Below are 17,005 nucleotides of genomic sequence, written 5' to 3'. Positions count from 1 at the left end.
GTGCAGGAAGGTGCGATGTATCACGAGGACGTCGCGAATATTTTCGCCGGGCTGGATATTGACATCGACGCCACCGACGAGTTCGGCCAGACCGTCGTGCACATGGCCGCGCTGATGGGGCGCGACGAAATGCTGCGCGCGCTTGTCGCCAAGGGCGCGAACATCAACGCGCGCGACCGATGGGGCAACACGCCCTTGCACAAGGCCGCGTTTCGCGGATTCGCATCGACGGTCGAGCTGCTCCTTCACGCGGGCGCGGCGGCCGGCGCGAAAAACGACGAAGGCCGCACGCCGGCCGACGAGGCGCGCCGCAACCGCAAGGCCGATGTCGCCGAGACGATCGACAAGCGCGCGTAGCGCCGGCTAACGCCACGGGAACCGATGACGACACCCGACAACGATCCATCGCCGCGCCGACTGTTTCTCGTCGACGGATCGGGATTCATCTTCCGCGCGTTCTACGCGATTCGCCGCCTCTCGACATCCGGGGGCGTGCCGACGAACGCGGTGTACGGTTTCGCGCAGATGATGCAAAAACTCATGCGCGACGAGCGGCCGACGCACGTCGCCGTCGTGTTCGACACCAAGGAGCCGACGTTCCGCCACGCGATCGATCCGGCGTACAAGGCCAACCGAACGGAGCCGCCGGACGACCTGATTCCGCAGTTCGAAATCATCCGCAAGCTTGTGGACGCCTACGGGTGGCGGCGGCTGGAGATGCCGGGTTTCGAGGCGGACGACATCATCGCGACGCTCGCGGACGAAGCGCGCGGCAAGGGCTACGAGGTCGTGCTCGTCTCGTCCGACAAGGATCTGTGCCAGCTCCTTGCCGAAGGCGTCACGATGCTCGACACGATGAAAGACCGGGTGACGACGCACCGCGATCTCGCCGAGCGCTTCGGCGGCGGGCCGGAGGTCGTGGTCGATTTTCTCGCGATGGCGGGCGACACGTCGGACAACGTGCCGGGCCTGCCCGGCGTCGGCGAAAAGACCGCCGCCAAACTCATCGCGCAGTTCGGCTCGCTCGACGCGGTGCTCGCGCGCGCGGACGAGATTCCCGGGAAGCTCGGCGAGAAGATTCGCGACAACAAGGACAAGGCGCTGCTTTCGCGGCAGCTCGTCGCGATCAAGCGCGACCTGCCGATCGATCTTGCGCTCGACGAATTGCGCGTCGCCGAGCCGGACAAGGAAACGCTGCGCGCGTTTTTCACGGAGTACGAACTTTCGAGCCTGCTGCGCGCCATCGATGACGCCGCGCCGCCCGCGCCCGCGAAGGCCGCGGCGTCGGCCGTCTCGCGCGAGAAATACCATCTCGTGCTGGCCGAGCCGGATCTCGCCGCGATGATCGATCGCCTCGCGAAGGCTGGGCGATTTGCGTTCGATCTCGAAACGACGAGCCCGGAACCGATGCGCGCGCGCATTGTCGGCCTGTCTTTTTGCTGCGGCGACGACGACGCGTATTACGTGCCGGTCGCGCATCACTATCTGGGCGTGCCGAAGCAATTGTCGCCCGATTTCGTGCTCGACCGGTTGCGCGCGCTCATGGCCGACGCGAAGGCGCGCAAGATCGGGCAGAACATCAAATACGACTGGATCGTGCTGGCGAACGCGGGTGTCGAGGTAGCCGGCGTCGAGACGGACACGATGATCGCGTCGTATCTGCTCGACGCGGACGCGGCGACGCACGGCATGGACGCGCTCGCCAGGCGTTATCTCGAACACGACACGATCAAATACCGCGACGTCACCACGATCGGGCGCGGCAAGCAAAAGGGATTCGACGAGGTGGACGTGGAAACGGCGCGCGACTACGCCGCGGAGGACGCGCACGTCACCTGGCTGCTCGCGGGGATTCTCGACAAGCGCCTAGACGGCGAGGGCATGCGCAAGCTGTTCCACGAACTGGAGATGCCGCTTGTGGAGGTGCTCGTTTCGATGGAGCGGCACGGTATGCTGGTCGATCCGAAGCACTTCGCGAAGCTGTCCGAGGCGATGACGCGCGACCTGGCGCTGCTTGAAAAACGCATCTGCGGCGAGGCGGGGTGCGACTTCAATCTCAACAGCCCCCGGCAGGTCGCCGAGGTTTTGTTCGAGCGCCTGAAACTGCCGACGGGCAAGAAGACAAAGACAGGTTATTCGACCGACGTGCAGGTGCTGGAAAGCCTCGCTCCATTGCATATCGTCGCGAAACTCATGCTCGATTACCGGGCACTGCACAAGCTGAAGAGCACATACGTTGATACGCTGCCGCAGCTCGTCAATCCGAATACCGGCCGCCTGCACACGAGCTTTCACCAGTCCGTTGCGGCGACGGGGCGCCTTTCGTCGTCCGATCCGAATCTGCAAAACATTCCGATCCGCACGAACGAGGGCCGGCGCATTCGCGAGGGATTCATCGCCGCGCCCGGGCATCGGCTGCTGGCCGCCGACTACTCACAGGTCGAGTTGCGCATCCTCGCGCATATGTCGCATGACGCGGCGATGCGCGCGGCGTTCCTCGCCGGCGGCGACATCCACCGCGCGACCGCCGCGGAAATCTTCGGCGTGGCGCCCGACGGCGTGACGCCCGAAATGCGCCGACAGGCCAAGGCGATCAACTTCGGCATCGTGTACGGCATGGGCGCGTTTCGCCTCGCCAACGACCTCGGCATCTCGCGCACGGACGCGCAGGCGTTCATCAACGCCTATTTCGAACGCTTCGCCGGCGTCCGCGCGTTCATCGACAGGTGCGTCGAGTCCGCGCGCACGAAAGGGTATGCCGAGACGATCATGGGGCGCCGCCGCGCGATCCCGCAGCTTCGGTCGGGTAATCGCAACGAGATCGCGTTCGGCGAGCGTCTCGCCGTGAATTCGCCGATTCAGGGCTCCGCCGCGGATATCATCAAGCTCGCGATGATCCGCCTGCACGCGAAAATCCGCGACGAGAGATTGCCGATGGCGATGGTGTTGCAGGTGCACGACGAGCTTGTCTTCGAGGTGAAGGACGAATTCGTCGAACAGGCGACGTCGATCGCGATCGACACGATGCAAAACGTGGTCACGCTCGACGTGCCGCTTGTTGTCGATGCGCGCGCCGCGGCCAACTGGTCGGAGGCGCACTGATGGCGCGCCTTGGCCGCGCGGCCATCGTCGCGCGGCTCGTCCTTGTCGTCGCGGTCGTCGCGGGTGCCGCGTTTCTCTACGAGCGATTCGGCGGCGGCGGAGGCGATCCGTTCCGTTCGCTTCCCACGCCGGAAAAGTCGGACGGCGGCGGCAAGCCCGGTTTTTTCGATCGCCTGACCGGCGCCGGCGAGCCGCGCGTGGCGGACGGCGCCGAGCGCAAGGCGCGCGTCGCGTCGGTCATCGACGGCGACACCGTCGTGCTCGACGATGGCGCGACCATTCGCTACATCGGTATCGACACGCCCGAAAAAGACGAGCGGTTTTTCGAGGAGGCGGCGCTCGCCAACCGCCTGCTCGTCGAAGGGCGCGACGTGCGCGTCGTCGAATGCGCGGCGCGGCCGATCGACAAATACGGGCGGCGCCTCGCGCGCGTCACGGCGGACGACATCGACGTGACGCACGAGCTTTTGGCCGCGGGGCTTGGCGCGCCGTTTCTGGACTCCGAATGCCTGGGGCGTGAAGCGCTCGACGAATACGTCGATGCGTCGATCGACGCGTGGAGCCGCGGCGAGGGGCTTTTCGCCGGGCGCGCGGGCGAGGTCGTTTCCGCGGACAAGTCGAATCGCGCGATCGGCGATCTCGCGATGGTCTGCGGGCGCGTCCGTTCGGTGCACCGAAGCGAAAAGGTGACGCACCTCAATTTCGGCGCGGACTGGAAAAGCGATTTCACGGTGACGATCTTCGCGCGCGACGTCCCCCTCCTTGCGAAAAGCGCGCGTCTTGACGACCTGCGGGGCCGGGAGGTCGTCGTGTTCGGCAAGGTTCGATCGCGCAACGGGCCGGACATCATCGTCACCGCGCCAAGGCAGTTGCGCGCGGTGGAGTCGTGCTCCAACGTAAAGTAGAACGGGGTTGCGACATCGTCGCCCGGAGCGTTCATGCATCGTCATCCTGATCGAAGCGAAGGATCCGGCTCGCCGGCGTTTCCGGCCACGCGTCAACCGGGACGAGGCCAGATCCTTCGGCTCGCTTCGCTCCCCTCGGGATGACGAAACCAAAGCGCGCGGCAAAATCAAGACATGCGGTTTGCTAGACGAACGCCCGCGCCGATTTCGCGGCGCGGGCGTTTGTCATTCGCGCTCGTTTTTCAGAACCGTACGTAGAACACGATGGCCGCCTCATGGCCCGGCGCGGGGAAGCTTTGCTTCGCGAGTTCGGCCTTCAAGACCTTCGCGATCTCGGCCTTGCCCGTCGTGTCCTTCGAGATATCGACCTTCGTCACCTTGCCGCTTGCGTCGAGCGTCAGGCGCACCATGACCTGCTTGCCCGGCACGCCCGCGCGCAGCGCCTCGAGCTTTTTCGCGACGCCCTTGGCGAATGCCGTTTCGAGCGCGTTGCGAAATTTCTCCTGATCGCTGATGCCGAGATACGCGATGGGATCAAGGACGACGCTGCTCGATCCGCCGATCATCTCCTCGTCGGGCGCGATGGTCTGCGCATAAGGCGGCGGCGCGGCGACACCTCCGTGGCCCTTGCCCGATCCACCCGCGGCGGCATCGGCCGCGCGCGTCTTCGCGGGCGCCACCATCGCCGGCGCGTTCATCTGCTTTTTCGACCTCGTAACGGACACGCCGGCCGCCATTCCCAACGCCGAGCCTTCCGCGAGATCGTCTTCTTCGCCGAACACGCCTTCGTACGACACGCCTTCAGGCATCTCGACGGGCACCTGCACGGTCGTCTGCTTGCCGCCCTCGTTGCGGATCTTTTCCTCGACCGCGACGAACGAGGTGTATTGCGTCATGAGCTTGTGCGTCAGGCCGAGGTCCGTGATCTTTTCTTCCAGCTCTTTCGTGTGGCCCTTCGACGTGATCCGGTCGGAGTATTTGTCGATCCTCGCGCGCGCCCACATCTTGGCGATCGCGTCGTTGCCGCCGGCCTCGCGCGGGAAGGTGACGTCGGCGGTCAGATTCGCCTTGCCCGATCCGCGCGTACCGGTCAGCCGCACGGTTCCACTGCCGGGCCGCGTGAACTTGCCGAACAATACGAGCGGTTGCCCGTCGAACAGATCCGGCACGCGCGCGGGCACGACATCGGCGACGGCAAGGCCGCCCCAGTCGATCGTAATGTCGGTCAGCACGGGCGCATCGATGCGCTTGTGGAACGTCTCGACGACCTCTTTCGTCGATTCGTCCTGGCGCACGAACTGCGAAAATCCGCGGCCTTCCTCCGCCATCTCGACGAGCAGGTAGCGGTTCACGCTCGATCCGACGCCGAGCGAGAACAGACGCGCGTCGCCGAGGCTGTCGTGGATCTCCTTGATGATCTCCGTCTCGTTGCCGATGTAGCCGTCGGTCGTCATGAAGACAATGCGCAGGCGCCCTTCCGCCGGCGGATAGTTCAGCGCCGCCTGCACCGCGGGCAACATGCGCGTGCCGCCCATCGGCCGGATCTGATCGACAAAGCGCATGGCCTCCTGGACGTTCTTCGCGGTCGCAGGGACCGGCGCGGGCGCCATCGACGTGACGATGTCGTTGAAGTCGTACACCTGGAACACATCGTCGGCGCGGAGCCCGCGCAGCGCGCGCTTGACCGCCTCTTTCGATTTCGTGAGCGGGTCGCCCGACTGGCTGCCGGACGAATCGACGATGAAGATCATCTCGCGCGGCACGATCTCTTTTTCCGCGTACTGCTCCTTGGGCGTAAGCATCAACAGGAAGTAGCCGTCCTCGCCGTCGGAATATGTCACGAGCCCAAAACCCGGCTGCTCGCCCGCGACGTCGTAACGCACGATGAGATCCTTGTTCGGAATCGTGTCGCGTTCGTCCAGACGAATCGTCGCGCCGGAGTCGGTTTCGTCGTCGATCTCGATCATGTGCGAGGGCGAGCGGATGTCGCCGACCGGCACGCCCGCGTCCAGGTGCACGGCGATGTCGATGTCGTGCCCGCTGCGCTCGGTCGGCTTGAGGACCGGCGGCGTGATCTTCGAGGCGTCGGGCACGCGGTCCGTATCCGGCGCCCAGCCGCCGCCCGACTTGCCGATGGCGTGTCCCGGGATGTAGCGCGGGCCGACGACCATCGGGAACACGAACTCGTAGCGCCCCTTGTCGTACGGCAGCGCCTGCGCGTAGCTGATGCGGATCTTGATGTCGTCGCCGGGCATGATGTTGGCGATCGACTGCGTGAAGATGTTGGGCCGCTCCTGGTCGAGAAGCGACGCCGTCTTGCCGGCCTGCCGGGCGGCCTCGTAGATCTCGCGCGCCTCGCCGCGCTTCTTGATGACGCCCTTCACGACGCGCTCGCCGATCGTCATCGTCATGTCGTGCACGGCGGCGTCGTGCGGAAGCGGAAAGACGTAAACCGCCTCGATCGGCTTGTCGAACGTGTTGACGAAATGCTGCGTCACATCGACGCGCGCCACGAAGCCGGAAATATGAGCATCGACGGAGGTATGTTTGAGCGGTACCTCCACATTTTTCAAATCCTTCGACAGCACGCGGATCTGCCCCGCGCCGATTTCGTCCTCGGCGCGCGCCACAAAAGGCGACGCCATCGTCAGGCAAAGGGCGAGGATCACGACCGCCGCGACGCCGAGCACGCGGCGTTCGTTGCGAAAATCCTTGTGGTTTCGGGCGAACACGGCATCGATTGCGGTCTTGTTATGACGAGACATGACGCACCTGTCCTTCCGCGCGGATGCTCCGCGCTACCGTCGAGACAAGCTGACGGGGCCTTTCGTTCAAGGGAAAAATCGCCGGCGCTCGAATGATGGGACATCGGAGTCGCATGCCGGTTCCATTATTTTTGCCCGGTGCCCGTGCCCTTGCCCGACGAATGGATGGACACAATGGACCGAATGGACACGATGGACGTATGACGTTCGCTTCCGCCAATAAGATTCAACTTGTCACTCGTCACTCGCCACTCGCCACTCGCCACTCCTCCACAAGCACCGACATCAGGATTTCGTCCTCCCACGCACCGCGCCGCCAGCGCGTCTGCCGGCGCAGGCCCTCATCCTTGAAACCGGCCCTGCGATAACACGCGACCGCGGCGGGATTTTTCGTCGACACCGTCAGCTCCACGCGATGCAGGTTCAACACATCGAACGCGTACCCGACGCACAGGCGCGTCGCCTCCGTGCCGTATCCCTGGCCGCGGCAGTCCGCCTCGCCGATCATGATTCCGAAAACGGCAAATCGGTCGATGCCCTCGATGCCGTTCAGCCCGCACGTGCCGATGTGGCGATCGTTCGCGGTCAGGCAGATCGCGAAGCTGATTTCGTGGTCGATGAGATCGCCGCGCTCCTCGACCCATTGGCGTTCGGCGACAAGGTTGATCGGCCGGCGCCCGGCCAACAGAAAGCGCGTCGTCGCCGGATCGTTGATCCACATATGTCCGCGCTCGATGTCGTCTTCCTCGACGCCGCGCAGGTAAACGCGTTCGCCGGGCCAAAAGCGCGGGCCGGGTGTCTCGTCCGTCATTCTTTTTTCCTCGTCGTCACCTTTCCGGAGGCGACATCCTCGGCGATGCCGTCTCCGGCAAACCACGTGTTGTACGAATCCATGAAGCGCAACTGCACGGCAAGAAACGCCGTCAGGTATCGCCGCGCGAGCTTTCGCACGACCTCGGAATCGGTCTGCCCGTCGTTGCAGATGTTGCAGCCGGGGCAGTTGGGATTGTCCAGGAAATCCAGATGCCCGGCGTTCACCATCACAATTTCGTACGACGGCTTTTTCGCGGCGCTGTAGAAGTCGTCCCAGTTCTCGTCCGGATCGACGCAATCACCGCCCAGGGACGCGCCGATAATCATCGAGGGGCGGTCGATCCATTGCATCAGCTCGGGCGCCACCGACGGGTAGTCCTCGATCGGAAGCGGAAAGGCGGGCAGGCTGTCGTCGGGATCCAGGCCGACGATCGCCCGCACGCGCTCGTCGTGATACGCGGTGAGAAACGCGATCTTGCCGCCCAGGCCGTGCCCCACCGTGGCGACGCGCGACAGGTCGAAGATATTGTAAAACACGCTCTGCCCGTCGCCGTGCCGGGCGCTTGCCCAGTTGATGATCCCCACCTCGTCGTTCGACAGGCGCTCGTGCGATTTGTGCTCGTTGCCGCGCAACGCGACGATGAATCCCCACGACGCGAGGTTGCGCAGATAGCTTGTGTAGTATTTCGAGTCGATGTCCGGCCGCGGCCCGAAGATCACGAACGGATACGGCGCGGCGCGATCGTCCACGCTCGCGCCGCCGTCGTCCGACGGGAAAAACACGAGAAGGGGCTCCTCGTCGTCGCTCGCGGGATCGACGTATTTTTCAGCGCTCTGCGCGACCGGCAACGGACCCGTGTCCGCGGGATCGGACGGGTAAATCAGTTGATCGTCGTCATCGGCGCCGCCATCATCATCATTCTCATCATCATCGTCTTCGGCGCCGTCGTCGTCCGCGCCATCGTCGTCGTCGCCTCCTGCACTGTCGTCGTCGCCGTCCGGCCCCGGCCCCGTATCGTCATCGTCGCCGAAATCGCGCGGGGCCTCGTCGTTGCCGTCATCGTCGTCGTCGCCGCACGCGGGCGACAGCACGAGCGAAAACGCCAGCGCGAGCAAAAGGAGCGCGATTGTCGATGGCCAACGCATGTCATCCTCCCGAAAGATCCTGGCGCGGCGGCTCGCCGGCCGCGCGTTCAATCCGGACGCGATACACGCGCGACTCGTGCCGCGCCGTTGCGATCGTCGCCGTGTCGCCAAATGCCGTCTCTTCGCCGTCGTCGAAATAGGGAGAGAGCACCACGCGGTCGCCGTCGTTCGCGCCAAGTTCCCACGCCGCGATCTCGCGCACGGCGTCGTGATCCGTGAAGTTCAAGACCGCCAGTACGTCGCCGCGACGCCACAACATCGGCGTTCGGCTCGATCGCACCAGCCAATCGTAATACGGGGCGTATACGATGCGCTCGGCCGCCTCGTCGAAAAGATCGAGCGGCCGCATCGCGCCGGGCAGATCGACAAGCGCGAGCACGTCCGGATCGGTCATCCACGCGGCGCGCGCCGGCGAGAGATCGCGCAGGTCGTCGCCCAAAAACACGTTGCCGCCCGCGAGCACATTCGACAATAGCGTCGTAAACGCCTTCGCCTCGTCCATCGGTCCGCGCACGAGCAGGTTGTCCGGATCCGGGACGAACAACCGCGCGCTCCACGCGCGCGCCGCGTTGAAGCGCGCGATGTTGGCGCTCGCGCGAAAATCCGTCGCGTCGGTGAAGCTGTAGGCGATATCCACGCTCGTGCGCGCCGCGTGGAAATATCCGACCACGCCCAGGAACGGCTGCCCCGACGCGAGAAGGAAGACGTCGTCGCCCGCCTCGTCGCGGAAGATCTCGCACGCCCGCGCGAAGGCCTGCATCGCCGAGACGTCCGGATCGTACCGCACCGCCTCGAACGCGCCGGGAAAGAGAAAGTCGAGCTTCAGATACGTATAGCCGTCGTCAACGAAGCGGCGGATGATCGAACGCACGTGCGCCGCGGCGCCGGGGTGCGTCACGTCAAGGACGCCGAATCGACGGCCAAGCACGTCGCCGTAATGCATGAGCCTGCCGTCGGCGCGGTGCAGCATCCACTCCGGATGCTCGTCGTAAAGCGGCGCGTCGTCCGCGACGAGAAGCGGCGCGATCCACAACCCCGGCACCTGGCCCGCGCCCTCGATCGCCGCCGCGACGCCGTCCATGCCGGAGGGGAACTTCTCGTTCGTTTCCCAATCGCCGAACGCCATCTGGTAGCCGTCGTCGATCTGCAAGACGCGCCATCCGGCCTGAGCCCACGGATCGTTCGCAAGGATGTCGATGTGATCGCGCACGTCGTCTTCGGTCACGTCGCTAAAAAGATCGTACCAGCTTGCCCAGCCGCGCGGCGGCGTTCCGTCCCACACGCGCGGCGTCACGACGCGTGCGAACGCCTCGGCGTAATCGTCGAGCGCGGCCGGCAGATCGGCCGAAAATCGGAAGTACGCGGGATCGAAGCCGGCGGCGCCTCCCGGCGGGATCATCACGGCGTCGCCGGGCGTGCCCATCACGAAATCGAAATGGATCGCGTCCGCGCCGTCGACCGACACGCCGAGATAGGTCTTGAACACGCGCGCGGACAGGGCGCCCGCGACAAATCCCGCGCGTCCGTTCGCCACGCGCGCCGCGCCGACCCACCAGCCCGTGCCAAGGCGATCCGTCTCGAAATGCCCGTTGTTCGCGGCGGGGATCATGACGCCCCACTCGTTTTTCGGCTGCGCGCCCTTATGGGCGCCGATCGAATCGACGCCGGTGTACGACCAGGAATCGAACGCGTTGTGCAGCCAGTGCAGCCGGCCCTCGAGATTCGGCAGCGTCAGTGACGCGCCCGCCTCCATGCGAAACGGCTCGACCGTCCGGACGCGGATCGCCTCGCCGCCTTCGCGCGCGGTCATCAGCGTGTCGATGCGCAGCGAACCTCCCGCGGGATCGTGCGCGATCGTCACGCGCAAATCCGGCGCGCGCGGATGATCCGACAGCCTCCAGATGACGGTGTCGCCGCGCACCTCGGCGCCAAGCGTCGGCCAGTCGGCCAGCGTCGCGTTGCGCCGGCGTCCGCCTTGCTCGTAACTGACGCGCATCGTTGCGCCGGAGAGCGCGCTTTCGCAGGCGTCGCTCGTAAGCGTCCACGTGCGCGTTTGGGCATCCAAACGAAGGTTCGTCGGACACGCGCGCAACACGGGTGCGGCGGCCGACTCCGGCGCGCGGCCGGGCGGCACCTCGTCCTTGCAACCGCACAGTACGGCAAGCAGAACAACACACGCCGCCCGCTCGCGAACGAACGTGCGTACGGAGCGTTTTCGGCGCGACGGGCGATCGGCAGCGTTATTTTTCGACAGGCGTTCAGGCATCGTCGTTGCGCCGCGATGGGGCGCTTGCGTCGTCCTATTTCTTTTTCTCGTTGCGTTTTTCCAGCGGCTTTTTCGATTCGTACGATATCACCGCCGACAATTCGGATTCGACGAAGTTGCGGAACCCCACGATCTGCTGGCGATCGAGTCGCCCGACGCTCGCGTGTAACTCGCGAATTTCGCGCAGTCGATTATGAATATTTCGGTAATGCTGGGCGGATTCGCCCCAGTCCTTTGCGCGCGCCGCGAGTTCCTTCGTCTTTGCGAGCGCGACGAGTTCGTCATACGTCGCCGCGGTTGCGCCGTACGACGACGCGTCCGTTTCCGCGTTGCTTTCGAGCCGATTCAGAAACACCTCGATCTGGTACGCGAGCTCCTCCGGCCCGGTTGAACCCCACATGTCCGGAGAAACCGTAAGCTTGTTGAAACACGCCGTCCCGGCGAGGACAAACAAAACCGGCCCGGCCATACGCAACACGCGGCGGACAATGACCCGCGTCGATATCGTTTCGGACAAGTCGCCACCCCCCGGAAATGTAACCGATGAAACCTGTATCCCGCCGCTAGCGCGCCAAGTCAACAACTCGTTGAAATCTCCATTGTCATTCCCCCGCTCGCCGCTAAGATGTCCGGCTTGTCGGGAGGGAGCATGGTGACGCAGTCGATGAGCCAGGAGGCGCCGGTGTCGCTTGTCGCGGCGTGGCTGCGTGCGATCGGCCTGTTCCGCGGCTTCCTGATCGTCAGCCTCATCCCGTACAGCATCGGTGTGATGGTCGCATGGAAGATCGCCGGGCGCCTGGACGCGCTGGCGTTTGGCGTCGCGCTCGCGGGCGTCTGGCTGGTTCACGCGGGCGCCAACCTTCTGAACGATTACTACGATCATCTCTCCGGCACGGACGACCAAAATGACGTGCGCACGCCTTTTTCCGGCGGAACGCGCGTGATTCAGGACGAATTGCTCTCCGCGCGCGCGATCCGCAACGCGGGCTGGCTCGCCTTTGTCGCGGCGGCGCCGGTGTTCGCGTATCTCGCGCAGCTTCGCGGGCCGATGGTCCTGGGCTATGCGGCGGCCGGCGCGACGGCGGGGATTTTCTACACGGCGCGGCCCGTGGGGCTCGCGTATCGCGGCCTCGGCGAGGTGACCATCGGCGTCGTCTTCGGTCCGCTGCTGGCGGCGTTCGGCGCGTACGTGCAGATGGGGCGTGTGCCCGCCGAGGCGCTCGCCTCGGGCGTCGTGCTCGGCTTATGGAGCGCCGCGATCATCACCGTCAACGAAGTGCCGGACTTCGCCGCGGACGAGGAGGCCGGCAAGAACAACCTCGTCGTGCGGCTCGGCCCCGATCGCGGGCTGTTGCTGTGGACGCTGCTTTTGTGGGCGGCGGTCGCCGCGATCTTCGGCTTCGTGCTCGCCGGGATGCTGCCCAAACGCGCGATCGTCGCGCTTCTCGTCGCCTTTCCCGTCGTCATCCTGACGCGCAATCCGCGCGATCGGCTCGTCGAAATCGAGGACCTGGTCGCGGCATGCCGCTACACGATCCTTTCGTACATCGGGCTCTGGCTGCTTCTTCTCGCCGGGCTTTTTTTCGCACGGACCCTGTGATGCCGCGCGCGACGCGCCCCCGCCGGCGTGCGCCGGCCGTGATTCCCAAAGGCGCCGCCGCGGTGGCGATCGCCGGCGCCGGGCCGATTTCCGGCCTATTGGCGCGCGCGCTTGGCGCGTCCGTCGCCCTGGCGCTCAACCTCGCGTATTACGTCACGTTCGTGCAGCTTTCGCTGTTTTCGGCGATTGCCGGCGATGCGCCCGATTCCGTCGCGGCCGTCGGCGCGCCTCTCGGCCTTTTGACGATCGGCGGCGCCATTTCCGCGCTCGTCGCGGGCGTGCTGCTTGACCGTGCCCGCGCCGGCCCTCGCGCGGTGGCCGCGGGCGCGGCGTTTGTCTCGGCGCTTCTCGCCATCCTCGCGCCGATCGCGCTGCCGCTCCTGGATCGCGCGGGGCCGATCGTCGTGGCGTGCGCGTTCGGCGTGCCGCTCGGCGTGCAGACCGTGCTTTTGCTTGGCCTGTTTTCCACACAGGTTCCCGCACGTCTTTCCGGCATCTTCGCCGGGGCTCTGACAGCCGTGACGTATCTGGCCGCGAATCTGGTCGCCGGCTACGGCGGCGATCCGGCCCGCGTCGCACTGGTCGATGGTATCTTCGCGCTAGTCGCCGCGGTGATCCTGTCGGCGCTCGCCGCGTCGCCCGCGCGGAACGCGGCGGACGCGGACGTTGAGCCGATGGGGCGCACGGTTCGCCGCCTCGTTCTCGCGTGCCTGCCGATCGCCGCGATCGTCGCGGTCGATTCGTTCATGTTCCGCCCGATGGGCGACGGCGTCATCGAGCCGCCCGTTTTCGCCTCGGGACTCGATTGGGCGCAAAACGGCGTGCTGCACGTGATCGCCGCGTCGATCGCCGGTCTTTTTCTGTTTCGCGTCGGCCCGGCCCGCATGCTGATGATCTCGGGCGCGCTTGTCGTCGCCGTCGCCGGCGCGTCGCTCGTTCACGTGCATTTCGGCGCGCCGCGCCTTGTTTTCGCGGCGTATTCGGCGCTTGTCGGCGCGTACCACGTGCTGCTGTTTGTGGTCATCGCCGTCGCCGCGCCGCCGCGCGCGCGGTATCTCGGCGCCGCCGCCGCGATCGTCGTCGCGGGGTTTTTCGCCAATCCGCTCGGCCTTGGGGCGTCGCACTTCGCCGCGCCGCGCCTTGCGTTCGCGGCGTATTACGGCATCGCGCTGGCCTGCGCGGTGACGGTGTTTGGGGGATGCGTTTTCGCGGCGAGACGGATCGCATTTTACGCGGCGGGGGAGAGGTAAGGCGATGGACAAAATGGACTGAATGGACCGAACGGACGCCTGCGGCGTGGGTTCGGTTCGTCCATGTCCATTAAGTCTCCATCATGTCCATATTGTCCACCGTCCATTTCCGTAGCAGGTAGCTCGGCGTCAAACGCACGCGGCCCGCGGCTTTCGCCGCGGGCCGCTTCGTTATCCGATGTGATTTGCCGTCAGGGCGTTTCGCCACCTTCCGGGGCCGCCTCACCACCCTCGGGCGCGGCCTCGCCACCCTCAGGTGCGGCTTCGCCGCCTTCCGGGGCCGCCTCGCCGCCTTCGGGCGCGGGCGTTTCGGCCGCGGGCTCCTGGCCCGGCTCGGTGTCGCCGGTCACCTCGGTCGGTCCGCCTTCCACGCCGGCCGCGCCGGGGGACGAGAGGCCCGCGCCGCCGGTCTCCTCGAAGATGAACTCGACGCGGCGGTTCTTCATGCGGCCTTCCTCGGTCTCGTTGTCGGCGATCGGGCGGGACTCGCCGTAGCCGCGCGGATCGAGCAGATCGGCCGCGACGCCATGCTCGACGAGCCAGTTACGCACGGACTCGGCGCGGCGCTGCGACAGATTCTGGTTGTATTCCTCGGTGCCCTCGGACGACGTGTGACCCTCGATGATGATCTTCTGGATCTCGGTGTCCGTCTGCGCCTGCTTGATGCGGATCTTGTCGAGCACGTCCTCCAGGATCGGGTAGGACTCGACCTTGATGTTGGCGGAGTCGTAGTCGAACTGGATGTTGCCGATCTGCAGGATGATCTGGCGCAATTCGAGCGTGGCGGTGTTGGCCTTGTTCGGCAGCACGGTCGCCGGCTGGTCGACGCGCTCGTAGCCCTGCGCGATGCCGGACAGGAGGTAGTCGCCCGGCGCATATTCGCCCGACCACGTGCCGGTCGGCAGCTTCTTGGCCTCGAGCTTGCCCGTTGCCGAGTTCTTGATGAGCAGGGCGGAATTGTTGATCGGCTCGCCCGTCGCCTTGTACACGACGTTGACCTGCAAGGTCGTCGGCTGCTTCTTGAGCGCGAGCGTGATGACGACTTCGGTCGTCTTGCTGATGAGCACCGTGCCCTTGGCCGAGCCGGGCAGATAACCCGGCGCGAGCGCGACGACCGCGTATTCGCCCGGATCGGTCTTCACGTTATACGTGCCGGTGCTGTCGGTCTTGACTTCGAACGGCTTGGCGACCGAACCCTTGGGCGCAAGCGCGCCGGACGGGCCCTTGCCCTTGAGCGTCGCAATGACCGGCAGGCCGTCTTCCGTCTGGACGCGCACGATGAGGCGCCCCTGCGTCGGGCCTTTGCACTCGGGGAAGTAGTCGATGCCCGCGAGCACGCGGTACGACGGCGAGCCGACGCCGTCCGACAAACCCGCGCCGCCGCCGCCAATCACACGCAGGCCGCCGCCGAACTTGTAGCGCAACGTGGCGAGCGCTTCCATCGGGTTCGATTCGAGATCTTCGGTGTTTTCCGAGTCGAACGCCTGGCCGAAATATTCGATCGAGAAGCCGAACCCGCTCTTCCAGTCGTGCGAGATACCGGCGCCGTACAGGAACGCGTTGCCGATATCCGTACCCAGAACCGGCCGCGTCGGGCGCACGAGGTATCCGGCGTTCAGGCCGATGTTGATGAATCCGAAGTCCTTTTCGAGCATGCCCTTGCCGCCGAAGTTCGTCGTGCCTTCGCCAAGGAAGATTTCCGGATCGCCCGTGGGGAAGGTCGCGAAACCGGCGAGCGCGAAACCAATGCCGATCGTTTCCTCGCGCAGCAATCCGAGCTTGAGCTCCGCCTTGATGTCGCCGAGCGTCGCGTTGTCCTCGAACTGCGGCGCCTCGGCTTCGGGATCGTCGACGTCGACGTCCTGCTCGTCAAAGCGCTTGGCGCGGCCTTGGAGATGCACCGGCACATCGACGCCGATGGCCAGCCAGGACCACGGCGAAAACGCCGCGACCGCGTTGGCCGTCGCGACCGAATTGAGGATGCCGGTCTTGAATTCGCCGTCCTCGCGAACCTCGACGACGCTCGCGGCGTAGTTCACGTAAAGACCGAGGCCGTAGCACATCTTGTCCATCAGATGCGCGTCCTCGATGGCGAGGAAGTTGCCGTTGAAAATGCTCGGGCGGAACATCTGCGCGTCGATGGACTCGTTGTCCTGCGCGGACGCCGCAAGCGGCAAGGCGACCGTGGCGAGAAGCACAGCCGCGACCAGGGCGAAACGTCGCATCAATACAGCCCCCCCGACGACTCCCGCGATCGGCGGCGATGCGCAAAACGTCGCAACGACCTTGCGCGCCCACCGTGGCGGAGTCTCGGATATTGTGAAAGCCCGGAAATGGCGGGAAATTTCTAGCACGGGCGGGGATGGGGAGCAAGGCGCGATGCCGGGGCACGATGTCAGGGCCGCAAACGTAGGCCGCCACGCTCGGAGCGGGGCGGCGAAGTGCGCGGTTGGCCACGCCGAGGCATTAAGGATGGCGAGATCGGCGATGCCGGGGCGGTATCGACCGCGCACTTCGGCGCTATCGCGCCTTCGTTTGCGGCCCTGATATGGCGAAGGCTCGGCGATGCCGGAGCGGTGTCGACCGCGCACTTCGGCGCTATCGCGCCTTCGTTTGCGGCCCTGATATGGCGAAGGCGCGGCTATGCCGGGGCGGTGTCGACCGCGCACTTCGCCTCGCTTCGCTCGCCTTCGTTTGCGGCCCTGATATGGCGAAGGCGCGGCTATGCCGGGGCGGTGTCGACCGCGCACTTCGCCTCGCTTCGCTCGCCTTCGTTTGCGGCCCTGACATCGCAAGGCGGCACGGGCGCGTCGCAAACACGGCCGCGCGGGCGCGAACTTGACGCGGCCCGCGCCCGTCGTATCGTCCCCGGCTTGTGACGCACGCCGCCGCCCCATTCGCCGATCCCGCGCCGCGCCCGCTTGCGCGCGTCCATCTGGCGTTTCTTTTCGTGCAACTCGTCTTCGGCGGGTTTCACGTCGTCGGCAAGCTCGTCATGGGCAGCGTCGAGCCGCTCGCGCTCGCCGGCATCCGCGTCATCTTCGCCGTGCCGATCCTCGGCCTCGCCGCGTGGACGATCGAGCGCTACCGCCCGACGCGCGCCGACCTGTGGGCGTTCGCGAAGCTAGGGCTGTTCGGCGTGTTCCTCAATCAGGTGC

The 17,005-nt window shown here is 65.8% G+C and carries 12 protein-coding genes; 6 read left to right on the top strand and 6 right to left on the bottom strand.

All coding sequences use genetic code 11. The features are described 5' to 3' along the window. The 3 genes from K8I61_15865 to K8I61_15855 all read left to right on the top strand — a co-directional run. Positions 1-357 (top strand): ankyrin repeat domain-containing protein (locus tag K8I61_15865; protein MBZ0273516.1); only part of this gene is annotated, 357 nt, incomplete at its 5' end. A gap of 24 nt (positions 358-381) precedes the next feature. Next, positions 382-3,102: a DNA polymerase I gene (gene polA / locus K8I61_15860; GenBank protein MBZ0273515.1), complete on the top strand. Its 2,721-nt coding sequence runs from the start codon at positions 382-384 to the stop codon at positions 3,100-3,102. Beyond that, a complete protein-coding gene (locus tag K8I61_15855; protein MBZ0273514.1) occupies positions 3,102-4,007 on the top strand; it encodes a thermonuclease family protein in 906 nt (301 codons plus the stop codon). Before polA ends, K8I61_15855 begins: the two co-directional genes overlap by 1 nt. A gap of 242 nt (positions 4,008-4,249) precedes the next feature. On the opposite strand, the gene K8I61_15850 is transcribed toward K8I61_15855, so the two are convergent. From K8I61_15850 to K8I61_15830, 5 genes are all read right to left on the bottom strand, one after another. Continuing rightward, a complete protein-coding gene (locus tag K8I61_15850; GenBank protein ID MBZ0273513.1) occupies positions 4,250-6,772 on the bottom strand; it encodes a VWA domain-containing protein in 2,523 nt (840 codons plus the stop codon). A gap of 241 nt (positions 6,773-7,013) precedes the next feature. Continuing rightward, on the bottom strand, positions 7,014-7,583 hold the full coding sequence (locus K8I61_15845; GenBank protein ID MBZ0273512.1) for a GNAT family N-acetyltransferase: 570 nt from the start codon (positions 7,581-7,583) through the stop codon (positions 7,014-7,016). After that, on the bottom strand, positions 7,580-8,731 hold the full coding sequence (locus tag K8I61_15840; GenBank protein MBZ0273511.1) for a hypothetical protein: 1,152 nt from the start codon (positions 8,729-8,731) through the stop codon (positions 7,580-7,582). Before K8I61_15840 ends, K8I61_15845 begins: the two co-directional genes overlap by 4 nt. A 1-nt stretch (position 8,732) precedes the next feature. Next, positions 8,733-10,997, bottom strand: a complete 2,265-nt coding sequence (locus K8I61_15835; GenBank protein ID MBZ0273510.1) for an alpha-galactosidase — start codon at positions 10,995-10,997, stop codon at positions 8,733-8,735. A gap of 34 nt (positions 10,998-11,031) precedes the next feature. Next, complete coding sequence (locus K8I61_15830; GenBank protein ID MBZ0273509.1) at positions 11,032-11,514, bottom strand: hypothetical protein; 483 nt, start codon at positions 11,512-11,514, stop codon at positions 11,032-11,034. Positions 11,515-11,646: 132 nt separating this feature from the next. Here K8I61_15830 and K8I61_15825 point away from each other — a divergent pair, with 132 nt between their 5' ends. Both K8I61_15825 and K8I61_15820 read left to right on the top strand, forming a co-directional pair. Continuing rightward, entirely contained in the window at positions 11,647-12,597 is a 951-nt protein-coding gene (locus K8I61_15825) for a prenyltransferase (protein MBZ0273508.1), read from the top strand. 38 nt (positions 12,598-12,635) lie between these two features. Then, entirely contained in the window at positions 12,636-13,847 is a 1,212-nt protein-coding gene (locus K8I61_15820) for a hypothetical protein (protein ID MBZ0273507.1), read from the top strand. Between the two features lie 191 nt (positions 13,848-14,038). Here K8I61_15820 and K8I61_15815 read toward each other — a convergent pair whose 3' ends face one another. Continuing rightward, positions 14,039-15,289 (bottom strand): OmpA family protein, encoded by a 1,251-nt coding sequence (locus K8I61_15815; protein MBZ0273506.1) that lies wholly within the window; start codon positions 15,287-15,289, stop codon positions 14,039-14,041. Between the two features lie 1,433 nt (positions 15,290-16,722). Between K8I61_15815 and K8I61_15810 the strand changes: the two genes are divergently transcribed. Further along, the coding region (locus tag K8I61_15810; protein ID MBZ0273505.1) for a hypothetical protein at positions 16,723-17,005 on the top strand (283 nt) is incomplete at its 3' end.

Source organism: bacterium (genome assembly GCA_019912885.1).
In the GTDB taxonomy this organism is placed as follows: Bacteria; Lernaellota; Lernaellaia; order JACKCT01; family JACKCT01; genus JAIOHV01.
Note: the sequence above shows the minus strand (reverse complement) of the source record. Positions and strands in the feature narration are given on the sequence as shown.

Coding starts and splice junctions, on each gene's coding strand:
- K8I61_15835 (MBZ0273510.1), bottom strand. CDS start 10,997: ATGCCTGAACGCCTGTCGAAAAATAACGCTGCCGATCGCCCGTCGCGC.
- K8I61_15850 (MBZ0273513.1), bottom strand. CDS start 6,772: ATGTCTCGTCATAACAAGACCGCAATCGATGCCGTGTTCGCCCGAAAC.
- K8I61_15815 (MBZ0273506.1), bottom strand. CDS start 15,289: ATGGAAGCGCTCGCCACGTTGCGCTACAAGTTCGGCGGCGGCCTGCGT.
- K8I61_15845 (MBZ0273512.1), bottom strand. CDS start 7,583: ATGACGGACGAGACACCCGGCCCGCGCTTTTGGCCCGGCGAACGCGTT.
- K8I61_15840 (MBZ0273511.1), bottom strand. CDS start 8,731: ATGCGTTGGCCATCGACAATCGCGCTCCTTTTGCTCGCGCTGGCGTTT.
- K8I61_15855 (MBZ0273514.1), top strand. CDS start 3,102: ATGGCGCGCCTTGGCCGCGCGGCCATCGTCGCGCGGCTCGTCCTTGTC.
- polA (MBZ0273515.1), top strand. CDS start 382: ATGACGACACCCGACAACGATCCATCGCCGCGCCGACTGTTTCTCGTC.
- K8I61_15825 (MBZ0273508.1), top strand. CDS start 11,647: ATGGTGACGCAGTCGATGAGCCAGGAGGCGCCGGTGTCGCTTGTCGCG.